Here is an 18716-nt window from a genome sequence, read left to right on the forward strand (position 1 = left end):
CTATATGACAGATTCATGATCCGACGCGCGGCACGTCTCTGCCTTGCCTTTGCGGCTTTCGCCTGGCTTGCCGCCGGCCCGGCAGAAGCTCGCCGCGTCCAGATCATCACCTCGTTCCCGCCCGCCTTCTTCGAGCCCTTCCGGACGGCCTTTCGCAATCGGCACCCGGACATCGCGGTCGAGGTCGTGCAGCGCAAGACCACCGCAGCCGTTGCGGATATCCGGACGCAGCAGCGTCAGGAGGCCGATCTGTTCTGGGCCTCGGCGCCCGACGCCTTCGAGTTGCTGAAACGGAGCAGGCTGCTGGCACCGTTGCRGGCCCGGGCGACCGGCGCCCCCGAGACCATCGCGGGCTACCCCGTCAACGATCCGGATGGGCACTATCTCGGCTTTGCCGTCTCGGGCTACGGGCTGGTCTACAACCCGTCCTATCTTGCGGCGCGTGGGCTCCCGGTACCGCGCAACTGGGCCGACCTTGCCGCCCCCGCCTATGCCGGCCATATCGGCCTGACCTCGCCGGCCCGCTCCGGCACGACGCACCTGATGGTCGAAGCCCTGCTGCAATCGCTCGGCTGGGAACGTGGCTGGGCGCTCTGGTCCGAGATCGGGGGCAATCTCGCCACCATCACGGCGCGCAGTTTCGGGGTGACGGCCGGTGTGGCGCGCGGCCGCTTCGGCATCGGTATCTCGATCGATTTCCTGGCAGAAACCGCCGGCGCGGAGGGCGAGACCAGCCGCTTCCTGCTGCCGGAGGAGACGCTCTTCGCACCAGCCAGCATCGCACGACTGGCAACGTCACCCAATCCGAAGGAAGCCGAGCTCTTCATCGACTTCGTGCTCTCGCCCGAGGGCCAGAAACTGCTGCGCGAGCCGCGGATCGGCCGGCTTGCGGTCTCACCGGCTGCCTATGGTGCCGACGAGGCGCCGCCGCATCTTTCGGACCTGTCGGGGCTCTTCAACCGGACACGCTTCGATGCCGGGCTGTCGGCCGGCCGCTACGAATTGGTCAACATCATCTTCGACGAGTGGATCACCTTCCGCCGCGCGGAGCATGCCCGGCTCTGGCGCAGCCTCCAGGGGCTGGAGGCCGCGCTTCTCGCCTATCCCGACGGGAAGGCTGCCCGCCTCCTAACCGAAGCGCGCAGAGCGCTGGTGCGGCCGCCCATCTCCGCCTCGGAACTCGGCCAGCCCGAACGCTTTCGCGATCTTGTGCGTGTGCCTCGGGGCCTGGCCGTTCCCGAGGCGCAGGCGCGTATCGAAGCCGAGATCCGCAGCGCAATCGCAGCCCAGGCCGCGGACGCCGCCGTCAGGTTGCGACAGGCTGCCGAGCGGCTCGCCGCCGCAGGGTGGACCAACTCGGATGACGGGCTGGCCGGAGGGCTGCCATGAGGCGCCTCTGGCAAGGCCGGCGCTTCGGCATCGGCGAACGCCTGATCGCCGCCTTTCTCGGCGTCGGTCTGTTCGCCGTCGGCGCCGGCATCGTCGGCGTCATCTCCTATGAGCGCCTGAGCACGGAACTGGCAGCCATCGCCCGCGATCATCTGCCGGGCCTGGCCTCGTCGGCGAGGCTCGCCGAAGCCAGCGCGCGCGTCATCGCCAGCATGCCCGAGCTTGCCAATGCCGAGCGGCGCGACGCCTATGAACGCAGCCGACGACTTGTCGGAGAACGGCTGGACGAGCTCGATCGGGTCCTGGCCGAGCGGGCCGAGGGAGGGTTCGCTTCGCCCGCCCTCGCCGCGGTTGCGACGGAAATCCGCAGCAATCTCAAAGCCATCGATGCGGTCTCGGGGCGGCGCTTCCCGCTTGGCGAGCGCAATCGCGCCATCGGTGAGGAACTGCGCTGGCTCCAGGCCGATCTCCTCGACGAAATCGAGCCGCTCACCGACGATGCCCGCTTCAATATCGAGACGGCGCTCGGCCAGGCCGGAACCGATGCACCAAGCGCGGCCAAGCCGAATGCCATTCGCGAGGAGACCCGCAAGAGCGCGGCGTTGATGACGCTGAATGCCCAGGCGAACCTGATCGTCGGACTTTACGGGCGGCTCGGCGTGGTCCGCACCCGCGAGGATATGGAGCAGACGGGCCACGTCATCGGCGAGGCGGTCGACCAGCTCGAAATCGAGGCCAGGGCACTGAATGGCTGGCCCGATACCATTACCGTCAGGCAGATTGCCCAACGGCTGATCGGACTTGCCGATGCCGGCACCGGATTACCCGCCATCAAGCGTGCCGAGCTGGCGGCCCAGGCCGACGCGCAACGCCTGATCACGGAAAGCCGGCGGCTGGTCAGCGAGCTCGGCACCCTGGTCTCCCAGGAGGTCCAGAGAACGGAAGCAACCGCGAAGGCCGCTGCCGAGCGTTCGGCCACAGCGATCAGGCTCGGCCGCAACCTGCTCCTGGCGATCGCCGCCGCCTCGCTGATCGGAGCCCTTCTCATCGGCTGGTTCTATGTCCGCCGGCATCTCGTCGCGCGGCTGCGCGTGCTCACCGAAGCCGCGACCAGCATCGCCAGCGGGCAGTCCTCGGCTGTTCTGCCCCACGCCGGCAATGACGAGCTCGGCGACCTCGCCCGGGCGCTTGCGGTCTTCCGGCAGACCCGCGACGACCTGATCCAGGCGGCCAAGCTGGCCGCGCTCGGCCAGATGGCCGCCGGCCTCAGCCACGAACTCAACCAGCCGCTGGCGGCGATTCGCTCCCATGCCCATAACGGCGTGCTGCTGCTGGAGCGCGAGCGTCCAGACGAGGCCCGCCACGCCATCATGCGCATTCAGGCGCTGACGACGCGCGCCGCCGAGCTGATTGCTCACCTCAGGCGCTTCGCCCGCAAGCCGGGCGTGACGCTTTCTCCCGTCGAGGTCGGCGGTGTGGTCGAGACGGCGCTGTCGCTCTTCGGTCCGCGTCTCGATGCCGGGCAGGTGACGCTGAAGCAGGACATGCCAGGCGAAAGGCTCTATGTCCGCGCCGAGGAAATCCGGCTGGAACAGGTCCTGGTCAACCTCATCGCCAATGCCCTCGATGCCATCGCCGGCCGGCCGAACCCGACGCTCGCGATCGGCGCGGCCCAACGCGGCAAGGCCGTCGAGATCTGGGTCGAGGATAACGGGCCCGGCATCGACCGCGCGCATCTGGAGCGAATCTTCGACCCGTTCTTCACGACCAAGCCGGTCGGCTCGGGGCTCGGCCTCGGCCTCTCGCTCTCCTACAACATCATCAAGGACCTTGGCGGCACGCTCGCCGTCGCCAGCTCCGGTCCCGCCGGCACACGCTTTCTGATTATGCTCGAAGCCCTGCCGAATCGCGCAATGGCTGCCATGGAAATTGACGCATGAATGCGCCGAGGATTGTTCTCGTCGACGACGATGCCGAGGTTCTCGAGGCCTGCCGGCTGACCTTGGAGCTCGAAGGCTTCGAGGTCGCGGCAAAGCGCTCGGCCGACGCCGCCCTGCCCCTGCTGACGCGCGACAGCCCCGTCGTTCTGGTGAGCGATGTCCGGATGCCCGGCCGCGACGGCTTTGGCCTGCTGGCGGCGGTCAGGGCGATCGACCCGGAAATTCCGGTCGTGCTCGTCACCGGCCATGCCGACGTCCCCATGGCGGTGAAGGCGATCCGCGACGGCGCCTGGGATTTCGTCGAGAAGCCGGCCGATCCCGTGCTCCTCACCGAGACCGTCCGCCGGGCGAGCGATTACCGCCGGCTGATCATCGAGAACCGGCTGCTGCGTGCCGGAGCCACCCCCGACGACCCGTGGGTCGCGCGGCTTGTCGGCGCCTCGCCGGCGATCGTCCGTTTGCGGCAGCGGCTGACCCTCATGGCCGATGCCGATGCCGACGTGCTGCTCTTCGGCGAAACGGGGACCGGCAAGGAGGTCGCGGCCCGCGCGCTGCACGATCTCGGCAAGCGCCGCAGCGGCCGCTTCGTCGCGGTGAACTGCGGCGCCATCCCCGAAACCATGATCGAGAGCGAGCTTTTCGGCCATGAGGCCGGCGCCTTCACCGGCGCGCGCGAGCGGCGCATCGGCAAGATCGAGCATGCCAGCGGCGGCACGCTCTTTCTCGACGAGATCGAGTCGATGCCGATGGCCGCGCAGGTCCGGCTGCTGCGCGCGCTCCAGGAGCGACGCATCGAACGCCTCGGCTCCAACCGCGAGATCGCGGTCGATATCCGCATCGTCGCGGCAACCAAGGCGGACCTCGCTGCATTGGCCAAGGCCGGCGGATTTAGAGAGGACCTCGTCTATCGCCTCAATGTCGTGACGCTTCGCCTGCCGCCCCTGCGCGATCGGCGCGAGGACATTCCATTGCTGTTCCAGCACTTCCTCGGGCTCGCCGCCGCTCGCGTCGGCCGCTCCGCCCCGCTGCTCGGCCGCGATCTGCTGCAGCGCCTGTCACGGCAGGACTGGCCCGGCAATGTCCGCGAATTGCGCAACGCCGCCGAACGCAGCCTGCTGGGGATGGACGAGGATTTCGATGATCACGAGACCGTCGCCGGACCATCGAGCGCCGAACTGACGCTGGAAGAACAGATCGCGCTCGCCGAAGCCGAGGTGATCGGCGCGGCGTTGAAACGCCATGGCGGCCGGATCGGCGTCACGGCAGCCGCCCTCGGCATCACCCGCAAGACCCTTTACCTCAAGATGCGCCGCTACGGATTGAGTGGCGCGGCAGCGCTTCCCGACTGACGTCGCGATGTTACCGTCCTGACCCATCCCGCCGACGCGACGGTTACCGCAACGACCCGCAGAGACCGCGAACTGCGCGCGCAAACCGGGATTTCCTCAACATAATCAATACGACGCCCGGTTGGCATCGTCGTTGCTGACAGATGAGCATCGGCCTCGACGCCGGGTGAGCAAAAACTGTCTTGGAGGAAATCATGGTCAATCGCAGGGTCGCACTCGCGGCCGCCCTCGGCCTGTCGCTCAGCACGTCATTCGCAACCATCGCCCTCGCCCAGGCTCCGGCCGGCAAGGTCACCGTCGTCACCTCCTTCTCCAAGGACGTGACCGACCCGATCAAAAAGGCCTTCGAGAAGGCGGTTCCGGGCGTCACGCTCGAGGTTCAGAACCGCAACACCAATGCCGGTGTGAAATATGTCGAGGAGACAAAGGCCAACAACCAGGTCGATCTCTTCTGGGCATCGGCTCCTGACGCCTTCGAAGTGCTCAAGGGCAAGAAGCTGCTGACGCCCTACAAGCCCAAGGCGGCCGGCATCCCCGAGAAGATCGGCTCCTATCCGATCAATGATCCGCAGGGCTTCTATTTCGGCTTCGCGGCATCGGGCTACGGCATCATGTGGAATGATCGCTACGCCAAGGCCAACAAGCTGCCGGAGCCGAAGGACTGGCAGGATCTCGCCAAGCCGGCCTTCTACGACCATGTCTCGATCGCCTCGCCGGCCCGCTCCGGCACGACGCACCTGACCGTCGAGACCATCCTTCAGGGCGAAGGCTGGGAGAAGGGCTGGCGCACGCTCAAGGAGATGTCGGGCAATTTCCGCTCGATCACGGAACGTTCGTTCGGAGTGCCGGAGGCGGTGAACTCCGGGCAGGTCGGCGTCGGCATCGTCATCGACTTCTTCGCCTTCTCGGCGCAGGCGTCCGGCTTCCCGGTCAAGTTCGTCTACCCGACCGTGACCACCGTCGTGCCTGCCAATGTCGGCATCATCGCGAACCCACCGAACAAGGCGGCGGCCGAGGCCTTCGTCGAGTTCCTGCTCTCGCCGGCCGGCCAGGAGGTCCTGCTCGACCCCGGCATCCGCCGCCTGCCGGTCAATCCGGCCGTCTATGCCAAGGCCGGCGCCGACTATCCCAACCCCTTCACCGATCCGCGCTTCCAGAAGATGATCGGCTTCGACGTCGACAAATCCGAAGCCCGGACCGCTGTCGTCGACACTCTGTTCGACCAGCTGATCTCCTTCCAGCTCGATGCGCTGAAGGGCGTCACCAAGACGCTGCACGAGGTCGACGCCGCGCTGGCGAAGAAGCCCAACGCCCAGGCCAAGGCTGCAGCCGATGAGGCACGCAACCTGATCGCAGCCATGCCGGTCTCGGAAGCGCAGGCTGCAAGCGCGGAACTCCGCGGCGCCTTTACCGGCGGCAAGGAGAAGGGCGCCAGACAGGCGGAGCTCGAGAGCCAGTGGGCCAATGCCGCCCGCGAGAATTACGCCAAGGCCAAGACCAAGGCCGAGGAAGCCCTCAAGCTCGCGCGCTGAGCCGTCGCCGCTGCCGTCATCCCTGCCGTAGCGACGTGAAGAGCCGGGATCCATGCCGGCCTCCCATTGGGGGCTCGGGCATGGATCGCGGATCTCCGCGCGGCCGTCTGGCATGATGGCGCGGGCTTTATCGATCGAGCCTCTTTCGGGAACTCCCCATGACCGCCGTCCCCGCGCTCTCGCGCCCCAAACGCATGTCGGCGACGCCTGGCCAGATCGCGCTCGCGCTGGCCATTGCAGCCTTCCTGCTGTTCTTCCTCGTGCTGCCGGTGGCAACGGTGATCTATGTCGCCTTCACCGAGAAGGGTACGAACAGCTTCACGCTGATCAATTTCTACGACTTCTTCCGCACCGAGCTGTTCATCCGGTCGTTCTGGAACTCGGTCTATGTCTCGGCCATGTCGGTGGTCTGGGCGTCGGTCTTCGCACTGYCGCTGGCCTATCTGACGACGCGTTTCGTCTTCCGCGGCGCTGCGGTCGTCCAGACGCTGGGTTTCCTGCCCCTGATCATGCCGCCCTTCGTCGGCGCCGTGGCGATGCAGCTCTTCTTCGGCCGCAACGGCTCGATCAACCTGCTGCTGGATGATTGGTTCGGCTTCAAGATCGGCTTCATGGAAGGGCTGAACGGCGTCATTTTCGTCCAGTCGGTCCACTACTTCCCGTTCATCCTGATCAATCTCTCGGCGGCGTTGCGCAATATCGACCGGGCCATGGAAGAGGCCGCGCAGAATCTCGGCTCCTCCGGCTTCCGCCTCTTCCGCCGCATCGTCTTCCCGCTTGCCATGCCGGGCTATCTCGCCGGCGCCTCGCTGGTCTTCGTCAAGGTCTTCGACGATCTGGCGACCCCCCTCCTGCTCAACGTCAAGGACATGCTGGCGCCGCAGGCCTATCTGCGGGTGACCTCGATCGGGATTGCCGACCCGATGGGCTATGTCATCTCGGTCGTCCTGATCATCGCCTCGGTCGTCGCCATGTGGCTGTCGGCGCTGGCGCTGAAGGGCCGCGACTACGCCACGACCCAGCGCGGCGGCGGCGGCCTCGCCAAACGTGTGATGTCACCGACTGAGGCCATCTTCGGCTATGGCGTCGTCATCCTGATCCTGGCGCTGGTGCTCGCGCCGCATCTGGGACTGCTGCTGCTCTCCTTTGCGACGATCTGGTCCTATTCGCCGCTGCCGGACGCCTTCACCGTCGCTCATTACGCCCGCGTCTTCGGCGAGAGCTCCGTCTACATCAAGAACACGCTGATCTATGCCAGCATCGCAGGCGGGATCGACATCGTGCTCGGTGTGGCGATCGCCTATCTCGTGCTGCGGACGAAGCTGGTCGGCCGCGAATGGCTGGACTGGACGGCGTCGGCGGCACTGGCGATCCCGGGTGTGGTGCTCGGCATCGGCTACCTCCGGACCTTCTACGGCATCACCTTGCCGGACGGCACGCCGCTCGCCTCGCTCTGGATCACCATCGTGCTGGCGCTCGCGATCCGGCGCCTGCCCTATGCGCTGCGCGCCTGCCACGCGGCGCTGCAGCAGATCTCGGTCTCACTTGAGGAGGCGGCGGAGAATCTCGGCGCCACCAAATCCCGGACAGTGCGGCGCGTCGTCGTCCCGCTGATGGCAGGCGGCATTCTCGCCGGCTTCGTCACCAGCTTCTCGACCGCGGCGGTCGAGCTCTCGGCCACGCTGATGCTGGTGCAGTCCAACTCCGACGCGCCACTGGCCTATGGGCTCTATGTCTTTATGCAGTCCGCCGCCGGACGTGGGCCTGGTGCGGCGCTTGGCGTCGTCGCGGTCATCCTCGTCGCGGCCTGCACCTTCCTCTCCCATCTCATCATCGAACGCAGCCAGAAGGCCAAGGGAATGGGCCACTGATCATGAACGCCATCGCACCGCTCGCTACCAAAGCCGTCGCCGTCGATATCGAGGGCATCAATCTCTCCTACGGCACCAATCATGTGCTGAAGAACGTCAACCTCGCGATCCGGCCCGGTGAATTCTTCGCCTTTCTCGGGCCATCGGGCTGCGGCAAAACCACGCTGCTCCGCCTTATCGCCGGCTTCAACCAGGCCGATACCGGCCAGGTCCGGATCGGCGGCCAGGACATTTCCACCCTGCCGCCCTGGAAGCGCGATGTCGGCATGGTCTTCCAGTCCTATGCACTCTGGCCGCATATGACAGTCCGCAAGAACGTCGCCTTCGGTCTTGAGGAGCGCGGCGTCGCCCGCGCCGAGATCGAGCGGCGCGTCGGGGTCGCGCTCGACCTGGTCGGGCTCGGCCATCTCGGCGACAGGCGCCCATCCCAGCTCTCCGGCGGCCAGCAGCAGCGCGTCGCGGTCGCGCGCACCGTCGCGGTCGAACCGAAGGTCCTGCTGCTCGATGAGCCGCTCTCCAATCTCGACGCCAAGCTGCGCGTGCAGGTGCGGCGCGAGCTGCGCGACCTGCAGCAGCGCCTCGGCCTGACGACGATCTTCGTCACCCACGACCAGGAGGAGGCCAACACGATCTGCGACCGCATCGCGGTGATGAACGAGGGCATCGTCCAGCAGGTCGGCACCCCGATGGACCTTTACGAGCGCCCGGCCAATCTCTTCGTCGCGAATTTCCTTGGTACCGCCAATATCCTCGAGGGCAAGGTTGTCGGCAGCGGCACCGAACGCGCCTTCGAGGTCAAGGGCGGCGCGAAGCTCCCGATCCCGGGTGATGTAGCGGTCCCGACCGGCGCCAAGCTGGTCTTTCGTCCCCAGCATGCGACTCTCGGCGCCGCAGGCGCCACGCATGCTGGGCAAGTCGCGTTGCCGGGCAGGATCGCGCATCGCGAGTTCCTGGGATCGAGCATGCGCTACGGCGTCACGATCGGCGAAACCGAAGTCTCGGTCGACCTGCCCTTCCAGTCGGGCGGCGACCTGCATGAGGTCGCGGCACCCGTCAGCCTGTCGCTGTCGCCGAGAACCGCGCTCTGGCTGGAGCGCTAAAGCATCGGCCCGGAAAGTGAATTGAGGTTTTCGGGGAAAGCCGATGCAAGCACGGAAGCCTGGATCATCGGACCGGATACGGTATCCCGTCAGATGATCCAGCCCTGGCGAGAATCACGACCAATGCGCGGCGCCGGGCAAGGCCATGACGAATATCCAGTTGCCAGAACGGTGTCGCGCCGCTCAGAGTTGATGCATCCCGTGATGCCGTGACGGCTATTTGCTTGCGCGGCATCGCTCGCCGACCTTGCGCAAGAGATCTTCGCCATGAGCCCGCCTGCCGCCGCCCGCATCGACATCGAGCGCTTCTGGACGACAATAGAACGGTCGGGCGAGATCGGTCCGGGCCGGCCGGGCGGTCTCTCCAGGCTTGCCTTGTCGGATGCCGACAAGCAGGTCCGCGACGAGTTCGTCGGCTGGTGCCGGGAGGCCGGCCTCACCGTCCGCATCGACGGAATCGGCAATATCTTCGCCCGGCGTCAGGGCCGCGACGACACGCTGCCTCCCGTCGTGATGGGAAGCCATCTCGACACGCAGGTGAATGGCGGCCGCTTCGACGGCATCGCCGGCGTGCTCGGCGCGCTCGAAGTCTGCCGCACGCTCGATGCGCTCGGCCATCGCACGCGCCGCCCGCTGGAGATCGTGAACTGGACCAATGAGGAGGGCGGCCGCTTCTCCCCGCCCATGGTCGGCTCGGGCTGCTTCACCGGCACCTACACACTGGACTGGGCCCGCGGTCGCACCGACGATGACGGAATCAGTCTCGGCCAGGAGCTGCAGCGCATCGGTTATCTCGGCGAGATGGAGGCAAGCCCGCACGCCTTCGACGCCTATTTCGAGTTCCATATCGAACAGGGCCCGATTCTCGACCGCGAGGGCATGCAGGTCGGCGTCGTTACCGGCGGCTACCCGAGTTGCGGCATGCTCGTCGAATTCCGAGGCGAGACCGCCCATACCGGTCCCTGGCCGATGGAGCGGCGCAGGAACGCCCTGGTGGCCGGCGCGCGCCTTCTCACTGCGGTCGACGATATCGGCTGGGAGAACGCCGGCACGGGCGGCAAGGCGACAGGTTCGCGGCTCGTCGCCTGGCCGAACAAGCCCGGCATCCTGTCGGACTGGGCGCAGGCGGTTTGCGACGTCCGCCATCCCGACGCGGAGACGACCCTGGTCATGGCCGAGCGCGTGCGCCGCGCCATTGGCGAAGCCGCAGCACGCGGCGGCTGCACGGCCGAAATCCTCGACACCTGGAACTGGGGCGGACGGATTTTCTCGGGCGAACTGATCGAGGGCATCCGCTCTGTCTCGCTCGGGCTCGGCTACCGGACGCAGGATATCCTGAGCCAGGCCGGGCACGACGCCTATTTCGTCGCCCGCCATGCTCCGACGGCGATGATCTTCGCGCCGTGCAAAAACGGCATCACCCATAACAACCTGGAACTCTGCACGCGCGAGGATCTGGAGCCCGGACTGAATGTCCTGTTCCGCTCCGTGGTCGCGCGCGCCGATCGATAGGGGCTCTGTCGCCCCGCGCGATGCCGATGTCTAGGACGGGTGGCTGAAGCGAGCGACCCGCGCATCCTTCATCAGGTTGCAAAAGTCAGGTCCACTGACGCGCACCAGCGTCCTGTGGTCGCCCCCCTCGAAATAGACGTCCCTGGCGTCATGAAGGCTTTCATCGAGGATCACCGGTACGTCATAGGCTGATCCGATCGGCGGAACCGCGCCCAGGTCGCAATCGACGAACAGCGAACTCACCTCATCCTCCGAGGCGAGGCCGAGCCGCTGGTGTATCACATCCTGCAAAGTGGAGAGCTCGATCCGGTGCGTGCTGGGAACGACGGCCAGGACATAGCCGCTCTCATGGTGAACCACCACGGATTTGGCCAGCCTGCTGCCCGGGACATGCGCGGCTTGCGCCGACTGGCTGCTGGTCGCCGTACGGTGATGCGCGACGGTGTCATAGGCGATGCCTTCGCCGTCGATATAGGCCTGGAGTTTCTTTGCGATTGTCATCGGAGGCGCCCCTTTGTTGTCTGGCGACGCGTCAGGACGACATCCTCCTCTCCTCCTCCGCGAAGTCAACGGCGAATGGGCTGCCAGGGCCGGGGCACAGGCTCCGCCCGTGCGAGCCGGCGAGCCTTTGACACGCGGTTGTGGATCCGGGTTCCGGGCCTCGGCTAACCGATCGTCCCGGAACCGCTCGATTGTCTGCCCGCCAGCGGCCTCAGCTCAGGCTTGAGCGCTTCATGAAGGCGCCGCCCTTCATGATCAGCGGCATATGCCGGCCCTGGCGGGTCAGCAACGCCAGGTCCTTCAGCGGGTCGCCGTCGACGACGACCAGGTCGGCATGGGCGCCCGGCGCGACCGTACCGATCTTGCCTTCGAGCCCGAGCAGCTTCGCCGCGACATGGGTGGCCGCACCGATCACCTCATGCGCCGGCAGGGCGCGGCCGCGAATGACGAACTCCTCGGACTGATGACGATGCATCTCGCCGAGAAGATCGCTGCCATAGGCCATGGGCAGGCCCGCCTTCCTCATGATGGCGAGCGAATCCATGCCGGCGACACGGACATTCTCGACCTTGGCGATGGAATCCGGCGGGAAACCGAGCTTGCCGCCTTCGCTGGCGAGCTTGTCATAGGTCACCAGGGTCGGCACGGCGACGGCGCCCTTCGCGGCGGCGAGCTTGGCTGTATCCGCCTGGATCAGGTTGCAATGTTCGAGCGAGTGGACGCCAGCCTCGACGCAGCGGCGGATCGCCTCGTCCGTATAGACATGGGCCGAGACATAAGTGCCGGCCATCCGGGCTTCCTCGACGATCGCCTCGAGCTCGCTCACGGAATAGCCGAGGAAATGGATCGGATCGGTCGGAGAGGCACAGCCGCCATTGGCCATGATCTTGATGAAATCGGCTCCGCCCTTGAGCTCCTCGCGAGCCGCCCGGCGCACTTGGTCGATGCCGTCGCAAATGCGGCCGAGAGCGCCGAGCCGATGACGGGTCGTCACCGCCTCGCGATCGTCATAGCGGCCGCGGAAATCGGCATGGCCGCCGGTCTGGCTCAGCGCCTTGCCGGAAATGACGAGGCGCGGTGTGGGGAAATGCCCCTCCTCGGTCGCAACCTTCAGCCCGAAATCGGCGCCGCCGACATCACGCACCGTGGTGAAGCCGCGCAGCAGCATCTCGCGCATGATCACGAGGGAGCGCACCGTCACGAGGGAGTCCGGCAGCGCCGCATTGCGCCCGAGATCGGCGACGCCGGCGATGACATGCACATGCGCGTCGATCAGCCCGGGCATCAAGGTCCGGCCCGCCAGATCGATCACCTTCGCCTTGCCGGCGGACACGGTCTTGCCGACCTCGCGGATCGTCCCGCCCTCGACCAGGACTGAAACCGGTGCACCGCGCTCCGGCGCGGTGCCGTCGACGATGCGGGCATTGGTGAAGAGGGTGGAAGCCACGGCAATTCTCCAGTCGGATGGGAGCTGTCAGACAGCGCGCGCTGCTGCGCGGGCAGCCAGGAATGCGGGAACCAGCAGAGGCGCCAGCCGCTCAACCAGCGGCACATGCTCCTCGCGATAGAAGCCTTCCGGCGCGAGCAGGTTGATCGTGCCAACGACCTTGCCGTCATAGAGCGCCGGGACATTGATGACCGAGCCGAGGCCCATGCTCTCGATCAGCACGTGATCGAAGAAGGCCCAGCGGATTCCGGCCTTGTCGCGCCCGAGATAGGGCTTGCGCCCCTTCAGCACATGGTCGCCCCAGGGCGTCGGCCCCATCGTCTTGCGGCCCGAGACCGGATATTCGGCCGGGCGGTTCGAATAGATCCGCGCGACCTCCTCGCCATCGACGTAGAGCAGGGTGAAGAGCTCATGCCCGACGAGCTGCTTGGTCACAGCCTCGAAGGCCTTGAACAGCGTGTCCGGCTGGCCGGGCTCTGCAAGCAGGCGCGACAGGGCGGCAAGATCATCGGACATCGTGAACTCCGGGATTCAGGCTTTGAAAGGAACGGGTTTGGGTGCACGTGGAATGCGTTCGGGCAGGAGCCCCTGCGGCCGCAGGTGCAGGACGAGGATCAGCGCGAGCCCGACCAGGATCTCGCGCAGTGCCGCGACCTGGACAGGCTGCAGACCTGGCACCCATTCGGTGGCGAAGCGCGTCGCCTCGAGGAAGATCACGACGAGATAAGCGCCCACGACCGCGCCGCTCGGGCGACCGACACCGCCGGCAGTCACCGCCAGGAAGATGTAGATCGTGATCAGCGGCTGGAAATGGTCAGGCGACACATAGGACTGGAAATGCGCATAGAGCGCGCCGGCCAATGCCGCGATGGCAGCTGAGAGCGCGAAGGCCTGGAGCTTGAAACGCAGCACCGTCTTTCCGGCGAAGGCCGCAAGCTGCTGATCCTCGCGGATCGCCTTCATCGCCCGGCCATAGGGCGAGCCGTCGAGCCGACGCAGCAGCAGCCAGACGCCGGCCACGATCAGCGTGACCAGACCGAGATAGAACAGGTTGAAGCCCATGAGGCCGAGCTCGGCCTTCAGAGGCGCCTTGATCCCGGAAATGCCGTCGGATCCCTTGGTGAGCCAGCGCTCGTTCAATGCAACGAGCCGGATCACCTCGGCAAAGCCGAGCGAGACGATGGCGAGATAGTCGTCGCGCAGGCGCAAGGTCGCGAATGTGACGACAAGCCCGACCACCGCGCCGACCGCGAGCGCCGCGGTCCAGCCGAAGAGCACCGGCGCCCCTGCCCCAGTCGCCAGCGCAGAAGCATAGGCTCCGACCGCAAAGAACCCGGCAAGGCCGAGATTGACCAGTCCGACGCCGCCCCAGATCAGGTTCAGGCTGAGCGCGAGCAGCGCGTAGATACCACAGAGCGTCAGGGTGAAGATGACATAGGACAACATCAGACCGCCCTCTCGCCCAGGATGCCGCGTGGACGGAAGGTCAGCATGATCAGGATCGCGATGAAGCCGACGGCGGTGCGATAGGTTGCGGGCACCGCAATCAACGCCAGTTCTTCGGCGATGCCGAGCGCAAGCGCTCCAACCACGGCGCCAGGGATCGAGCCGAGCCCGCCGAGCACCGCGGCGGCGAAGACCGACAGCAACACGCGATAGCCGGTGAGCGGGTCGATCGAGGTATCGAGGCCGATCAGCACGCCGCCGACACCGGTGAGCCCAGCGCCCAGGAAGACGGTGACGATGGCGATCCGGGCAGGATCGATGCCCTTCAGCCGGGCGAGATCGGGATTGTCGGCGACTGCGCGCATGGCCTTGCCGAAGCGCGTATAGCGCAGGAAGGCAAACATCGCGGCCATGATCACGACCGCCAGCGCAAGGCTCTGCAGCTGCTGCGGGCCAATCCGCAGATCGCCGAAGCGCATGTCGCGCATCAGGGGCAGGTCATAGCCGCGCATGTCGTTGCCGAAGACGAACCGGACGATATTCTCAAGCACGAGATTGAGCGCGATCGAGGCGATGGCGACGATGAGCGCCCCGTTCCCGCGCAGGCGGCTGAGCGCACTCTCCTCCGCGACCACGCCGACGGCTCCGGCGATAGCAAACGCAATCACGAGAGCCGGAATAATCGGCAGCCCCAGCACCACATTCGCCCACCATGCGGCAAAGGCGCCAATGGTGGCATAGGATGCGATGGCGAAGTTGGGATAGCGCAGCACGGCGAAAATGGCCGAGAAGCCGACAGCCGGGACGGCAATCAACGCCCCAGTCATCAGCCCGTTGATGAGCGCCTGCAGGAAAAGGGTCACGCGCGCGGGTCTTTCGGGATCAGGCGATCTTGACCAGAACGATCTTCCCGCCCTGGACCTGCTCGTAGCGGAACTTCGAGTCGCTGATATCGCCGGTCTCGGTGAAGTCGCACGGGCCGCTGGCGCCGTCATAGTCGACAGGCTGCTTGGCTGCGATCGCCTTCAGGCCGTCAATCGCATTATCGATCTTGGCACCGCCCGGCGCCTGGCTCGCCTTGCGGATCGTGTCCTTGATCGCCGTACCGGACGCATCGCCGGCCAGCGCGATCGCCATCAGCACCAGGTTGATCTGGTCATAGATCTGCGTCGTGTAGGGATCGGGCGAAGCCACGCCGATGAGCTTGACCAGGCGCTCATAGGCCTTCGAGCCTTCCGCCGACGAGGGCGAGATCGTGTAGGTCTTGTCGACGACATCGGCCGGAACGCTGTCGACGAGCTTCTGGTTCACCGAATAGCCGAAGGCGACCTTGAGCCCGCCGAAGCCGGCCCGGAAGAGGTCTTTCAGCATCACGGCGGTGTCGGGCGTATAGCCGCCGAACACGACCGCGTCGGGCTTGAAGCGCAGCACCTCGTCGATCTCGGTGCGATAGGCAGGCTTCTTGTCGTCATAGATCAGGGACGCCGTCTCGCCGCCGCCCTTCTTCACGGCCTCGGTGATATTGTCGAACTGGCTCTTGGCGAAGGGCGTCTGCGGCGACAGGAAGAAGACGCGCTTGGCCTTCTCGGCGATGACGAACTCGCCGAACTTGCGGCCCTGCAGCGTCGTCGTCGGCTGCGTGCGGATCAGATAGCCCTGATGCGGCAACTGCGTGATCGAATCCGCGCCCGAGACGGTCGCCAGGAAGGTCTTCGATTCCCAGCAGAGCGGCGCGACCGCGGTCGTGACCGAGGAGGCCCAGGTGCCGAGAATGGCCGAGACCTTGTCGACGTCGATCAGCTTGCGCGCCGCGCGGACGCCGGCTTCCGGATTGGTCTGGTCGTCCTCCGAGATCAGCTCGATCTTGCGCCCGAGCACGCCACCTGCCGCATTCACCTCATCGATGACGGCCTTGACCGCCTTGACCATCACCGGGCCATAGGGACCACCCGAGCCGGTCAACGGCGTCAGGGTGCCGATCCTGATCGGCGCGCCCTGGGCGAGCGCGAGCTTCGGTAGCGCACTGACACCGGCAAGCGCGGCGGCACCCGTCAGAAGCGTCCGGCGGTTCGTCATGAAATCGGTCATGGTGATCCCCTTGTCCTTATGTTTCTTGAACTGTGTCGGCGTCGGCTTCAGCCGCCCAGGAAGAGGCGGCGGATATCGGGGTCGGAGGCGAGAGCAGGTCCCGCCCCCTCTCGGCTGTTGCGGCCAGAGACGAGCACATAGCCCCGCGTCGAGATTTCGAGCGCTTCGAGCGCGTGCTGCTCCACCATCAGGATCGGCAAGCCCCCCCTGTTCAGGGCGACGATCGCCTCGAACAGTTCATCAGCCGCCTTGGGCGAGAGCCCGGCTGTCGGCTCGTCGAGCAGCAGCAGGCTCGGCGCATTCATCAGCCCCATCGCCATCGCCAGGATCTGCCGCTGTCCGCCCGACAGCGTACGCGCCAGCGCGCGCCGCTTCTCCGCCAGCATCGGATAGCGCTGATACATCTCTTCGCTGCGCGTCCTGACTCCGCCGGAATCCTGGAAACCGCTGATCTCCAGGTTCTCGGCAACCGTCATCGCACCAAAGACATTGCGTTCCTGCGGTACGAAGCCGATGCCGGCCCGCGCCCGGCCAAGCGCATTCGCAGCCGTGATATCCGCGCCGTTCAGGCTGATCTGGCCCTTGCGCGCCGCAACCAGCCCCGCGACGGTCTTGAGCAAGGTCGATTTACCGGCCCCGTTCGGCCCGATGATCGAAACGATCTCGCCTGGTGCGACCCTGAGCGACGTGCCCTTGAGAATTTCTTCGGCCGCGCCATAGCCGGCGACAACACCTTCGACCGAGAGCAGGGCGGCGCCCGCAGCCGCGCTCAATGCCGCCTCCCGAGATAGGCTTCCTGCACCCGGATGTCGGCGGCGACCTCCTCGAACGAACCCTGGGTCAGGGTCCTGCCCTCGGCCATGACGACGACCGGTTGGCAGAGGCGCTTGATCAGCGCCATGTCATGCTCGATCAGGCAGATCGTCAGGCCTTCACGGTTGAGCCCGACGAGATGCTCGGCGATCTCGTCGGCCAGGCTCGGATTGACGCCCGCCATCGGCTCGTCGAGCAGCAGGATTTTCGGCTTGGCCATCAGGGCTCGCCCGATCTCGACCAGTTTTTTCTGACCGCCGGACAGCGCCGTGACCGGATTATCAAGCACGTGGTCGAGCTTCAGCCGGCGCGCAATCTCGAAGGCGCGCCCTGCCAGCTCGGCTTCGCGGCGGCGTGCGGCAGCAGAGCCGAACAACCCCGCGAGCAGATTCTCGCCGGGCTGATCCGCGCCATAGAGCATCAGATGTTGGAAGACGCTGAGCTTGGGGAAGCCCCGTGCCAGCTGAAAGGTCCGCACAAGCCCCGCCGCGACGAGTTCTTCCGGTGCCAGGCCCGTTGCATCCTTCGGCCCCAGCGCGACTGTACCGCCCTTGGGCCGGTACAGTCCGGATACAGCATTGAACAAGGTCGATTTGCCGGCACCGTTGGGGCCGATCAGGCCGGTAAAGCTTCCGGCCGGCACGGCGAGATCGACACCGCGCAGCACATGCACGCCGTAGAAGTCGAGCTTCAGGCCCGTGACCGTCAGCAGCGGCGTCATGAAGCCTGTGCCCCCGCAACCGACCGGCGTGAGGGCGATGTCTGTGTCGGAAAATGCTGGCGGACCTGAAGCTTCCAGAAATTCAGCATCTCGGCGTAATAGGCTGGGTCCTTCCGCAGCACGGTCTGGGCGATCATGCCGCGCACCAGGCACATCGTGGCGTTCATCACCACGCGGGTATGGTCCGCATCGACCTTGGTGCGGGCGGCGAGTGCGGTCCAGACCGCATCCAGACCAGCGTGGAATTCTCGCACCACGGGCACGAGATCAGCCCGGAACTCGTCATTATGCCGCGCCTCCGGCAGGAACTCCATGGTCACATAGAACAGCCGGTCCGACATCATCTGCCAGATGTAGTCGACGATCTCGTCGCTGGAGCCACCCCGCTCTGCGAAGGCCTCGGCGAAGCGATGCAGGTTGCGCGAGGAACGCCCGAGCAGATCGGCGACAGAAGCCGTGATGATCGCCTCGCGCCCGGCAAAGTGATGCGTCAGCGCGCCACGCGAGACGCCGGCGGCGCGGGCAATTTCGGGGGTGGTCGTGCGTGCGAGCCCGCGATCATGCATCAGATCGATCGTCGCATGCATCAGCCGCGCAGAGGTGTCCGCGCTGCGTTCCTTCTGCGATCGCCTCTTGCCGGTTCCGGTCAAGCTGCCCCTCCACTTTCAGCCGAGAGCAAGCCTGTGATCGCATTTACAAACAGTCAAGACTGTTTCTACGACGACGGTGCTGAGTTGCGTGCTGAACGGGTAAGCGGCAAGACACACTGAGGATCCGGCCAAAGCCAAGGCCGGTCAGCCCGCGGATTCTGCAGGGAGCCATGGCATGTCGTTCAGCTGGGACGAGGCCGTTGCCTACGCACTGACGCTTCCTGGCGCCGGGATTTCAACCAGCGACGGCCTGCTGGCGGTGAAGGTAAACGGCCGGGATCAATCGCGCCCGCGACTGGAACGCCAGCCGCCCGCGCTTGCGGGTGAAGCGGTAGCGGCCAGCCGCAGCGCTTTATC

17 protein-coding genes are annotated in these 18716 nt (G+C 66.2%); 8 read left to right on the plus strand and 9 right to left on the minus strand.

Annotated features, from left to right (window positions below; genetic code table 11):
* Positions 1-15 precede the first annotated feature (15 nt).
* The 7 genes from AC1DW9_RS30345 (at position 16) to AC1DW9_RS30375 (ending at position 10693) form a co-directional block, all read left to right on the plus strand.
* Positions 16-1389, plus strand: a complete 1374-nt coding sequence (locus tag AC1DW9_RS30345) for an ABC transporter substrate-binding protein (protein WP_476855271.1) — start codon at positions 16-18, stop codon at positions 1387-1389.
* On the plus strand, positions 1386-3329 hold the full coding sequence (locus tag AC1DW9_RS30350; RefSeq protein WP_441507454.1) for an ATP-binding protein: 1944 nt from the start codon (positions 1386-1388) through the stop codon (positions 3327-3329). The genes AC1DW9_RS30345 and AC1DW9_RS30350 overlap by 4 nt, the downstream gene beginning before the upstream one ends.
* Positions 3326-4678, plus strand: coding sequence for a sigma-54-dependent transcriptional regulator (locus AC1DW9_RS30355; RefSeq protein WP_476776556.1), 1353 nt, complete (start codon positions 3326-3328; stop codon positions 4676-4678). Before AC1DW9_RS30350 ends, AC1DW9_RS30355 begins: the two co-directional genes overlap by 4 nt.
* Positions 4679-4872: 194 nt before the next feature.
* The gene (locus tag AC1DW9_RS30360) at positions 4873-6210 is read left to right on the plus strand and encodes an ABC transporter substrate-binding protein (RefSeq protein WP_441507456.1); all 1338 of its coding nucleotides are present in this window, start codon (positions 4873-4875) and stop codon (positions 6208-6210) included.
* 158 nt (positions 6211-6368) lie between these two features.
* Positions 6369-8081: an ABC transporter permease gene (locus AC1DW9_RS30365; protein WP_476855272.1), complete on the plus strand. Its 1713-nt coding sequence runs from the start codon at positions 6369-6371 to the stop codon at positions 8079-8081.
* Positions 8082-8083: 2 nt separating this feature from the next.
* Positions 8084-9181 (plus strand): ABC transporter ATP-binding protein, encoded by a 1098-nt coding sequence (locus tag AC1DW9_RS30370; RefSeq protein ID WP_441492685.1) that lies wholly within the window; start codon positions 8084-8086, stop codon positions 9179-9181.
* Positions 9182-9448: 267 nt separating this feature from the next.
* The gene (locus AC1DW9_RS30375; RefSeq protein WP_441507457.1) at positions 9449-10693 is read left to right on the plus strand and encodes a Zn-dependent hydrolase; all 1245 of its coding nucleotides are present in this window, start codon (positions 9449-9451) and stop codon (positions 10691-10693) included.
* A 30-nt stretch (positions 10694-10723) separates the two neighbouring features.
* On the opposite strand, the gene AC1DW9_RS30380 is transcribed toward AC1DW9_RS30375, so the two are convergent.
* From AC1DW9_RS30380 to AC1DW9_RS30420, 9 genes are all read right to left on the minus strand, one after another.
* Positions 10724-11194: an aminoacyl-tRNA deacylase gene (locus AC1DW9_RS30380; protein ID WP_441492682.1), complete on the minus strand. Its 471-nt coding sequence runs from the start codon at positions 11192-11194 to the stop codon at positions 10724-10726.
* Positions 11195-11405: 211 nt separating this feature from the next.
* Positions 11406-12641, minus strand: a complete 1236-nt coding sequence (locus AC1DW9_RS30385; protein WP_441507458.1) for a metal-dependent hydrolase family protein — start codon at positions 12639-12641, stop codon at positions 11406-11408.
* A gap of 27 nt (positions 12642-12668) precedes the next feature.
* Positions 12669-13157, minus strand: coding sequence for a GAF domain-containing protein (locus AC1DW9_RS30390; protein WP_441507459.1), 489 nt, complete (start codon positions 13155-13157; stop codon positions 12669-12671).
* A gap of 15 nt (positions 13158-13172) precedes the next feature.
* Complete coding sequence (locus tag AC1DW9_RS30395) at positions 13173-14087, minus strand: branched-chain amino acid ABC transporter permease (RefSeq protein WP_441507460.1); 915 nt, start codon at positions 14085-14087, stop codon at positions 13173-13175.
* Positions 14087-14950 carry a branched-chain amino acid ABC transporter permease gene (locus tag AC1DW9_RS30400; RefSeq protein ID WP_441507461.1) on the minus strand — a complete coding sequence of 288 codons (864 nt, stop codon included), beginning with the start codon at positions 14948-14950 and terminating at the stop codon, positions 14087-14089. Before AC1DW9_RS30400 ends, AC1DW9_RS30395 begins: the two co-directional genes overlap by 1 nt.
* Positions 14951-14969: 19 nt before the next feature.
* Positions 14970-16175 carry an ABC transporter substrate-binding protein gene (locus tag AC1DW9_RS30405; protein ID WP_441507462.1) on the minus strand — a complete coding sequence of 402 codons (1206 nt, stop codon included), beginning with the start codon at positions 16173-16175 and terminating at the stop codon, positions 14970-14972.
* Between the two features lie 47 nt (positions 16176-16222).
* Positions 16223-16948, minus strand: a complete 726-nt coding sequence (locus AC1DW9_RS30410) for an ABC transporter ATP-binding protein (protein WP_441507463.1) — start codon at positions 16946-16948, stop codon at positions 16223-16225.
* Positions 16945-17709: an ABC transporter ATP-binding protein gene (locus AC1DW9_RS30415; protein ID WP_441507464.1), complete on the minus strand. Its 765-nt coding sequence runs from the start codon at positions 17707-17709 to the stop codon at positions 16945-16947. Before AC1DW9_RS30415 ends, AC1DW9_RS30410 begins: the two co-directional genes overlap by 4 nt.
* The gene (locus tag AC1DW9_RS30420; RefSeq protein ID WP_441492674.1) at positions 17706-18359 is read right to left on the minus strand and encodes a TetR/AcrR family transcriptional regulator; all 654 of its coding nucleotides are present in this window, start codon (positions 18357-18359) and stop codon (positions 17706-17708) included. Before AC1DW9_RS30420 ends, AC1DW9_RS30415 begins: the two co-directional genes overlap by 4 nt.
* A 175-nt stretch (positions 18360-18534) precedes the next feature.
* Between AC1DW9_RS30420 and AC1DW9_RS30425 the strand changes: the two genes are divergently transcribed.
* Positions 18535-18716, plus strand: a 182-nt coding sequence (locus tag AC1DW9_RS30425; RefSeq protein ID WP_476855273.1) for a hypothetical protein, incomplete at its 3' end; no start/stop codon positions are given.

This window comes from Allobosea sp. P4_E12, assembly GCF_056401655.1.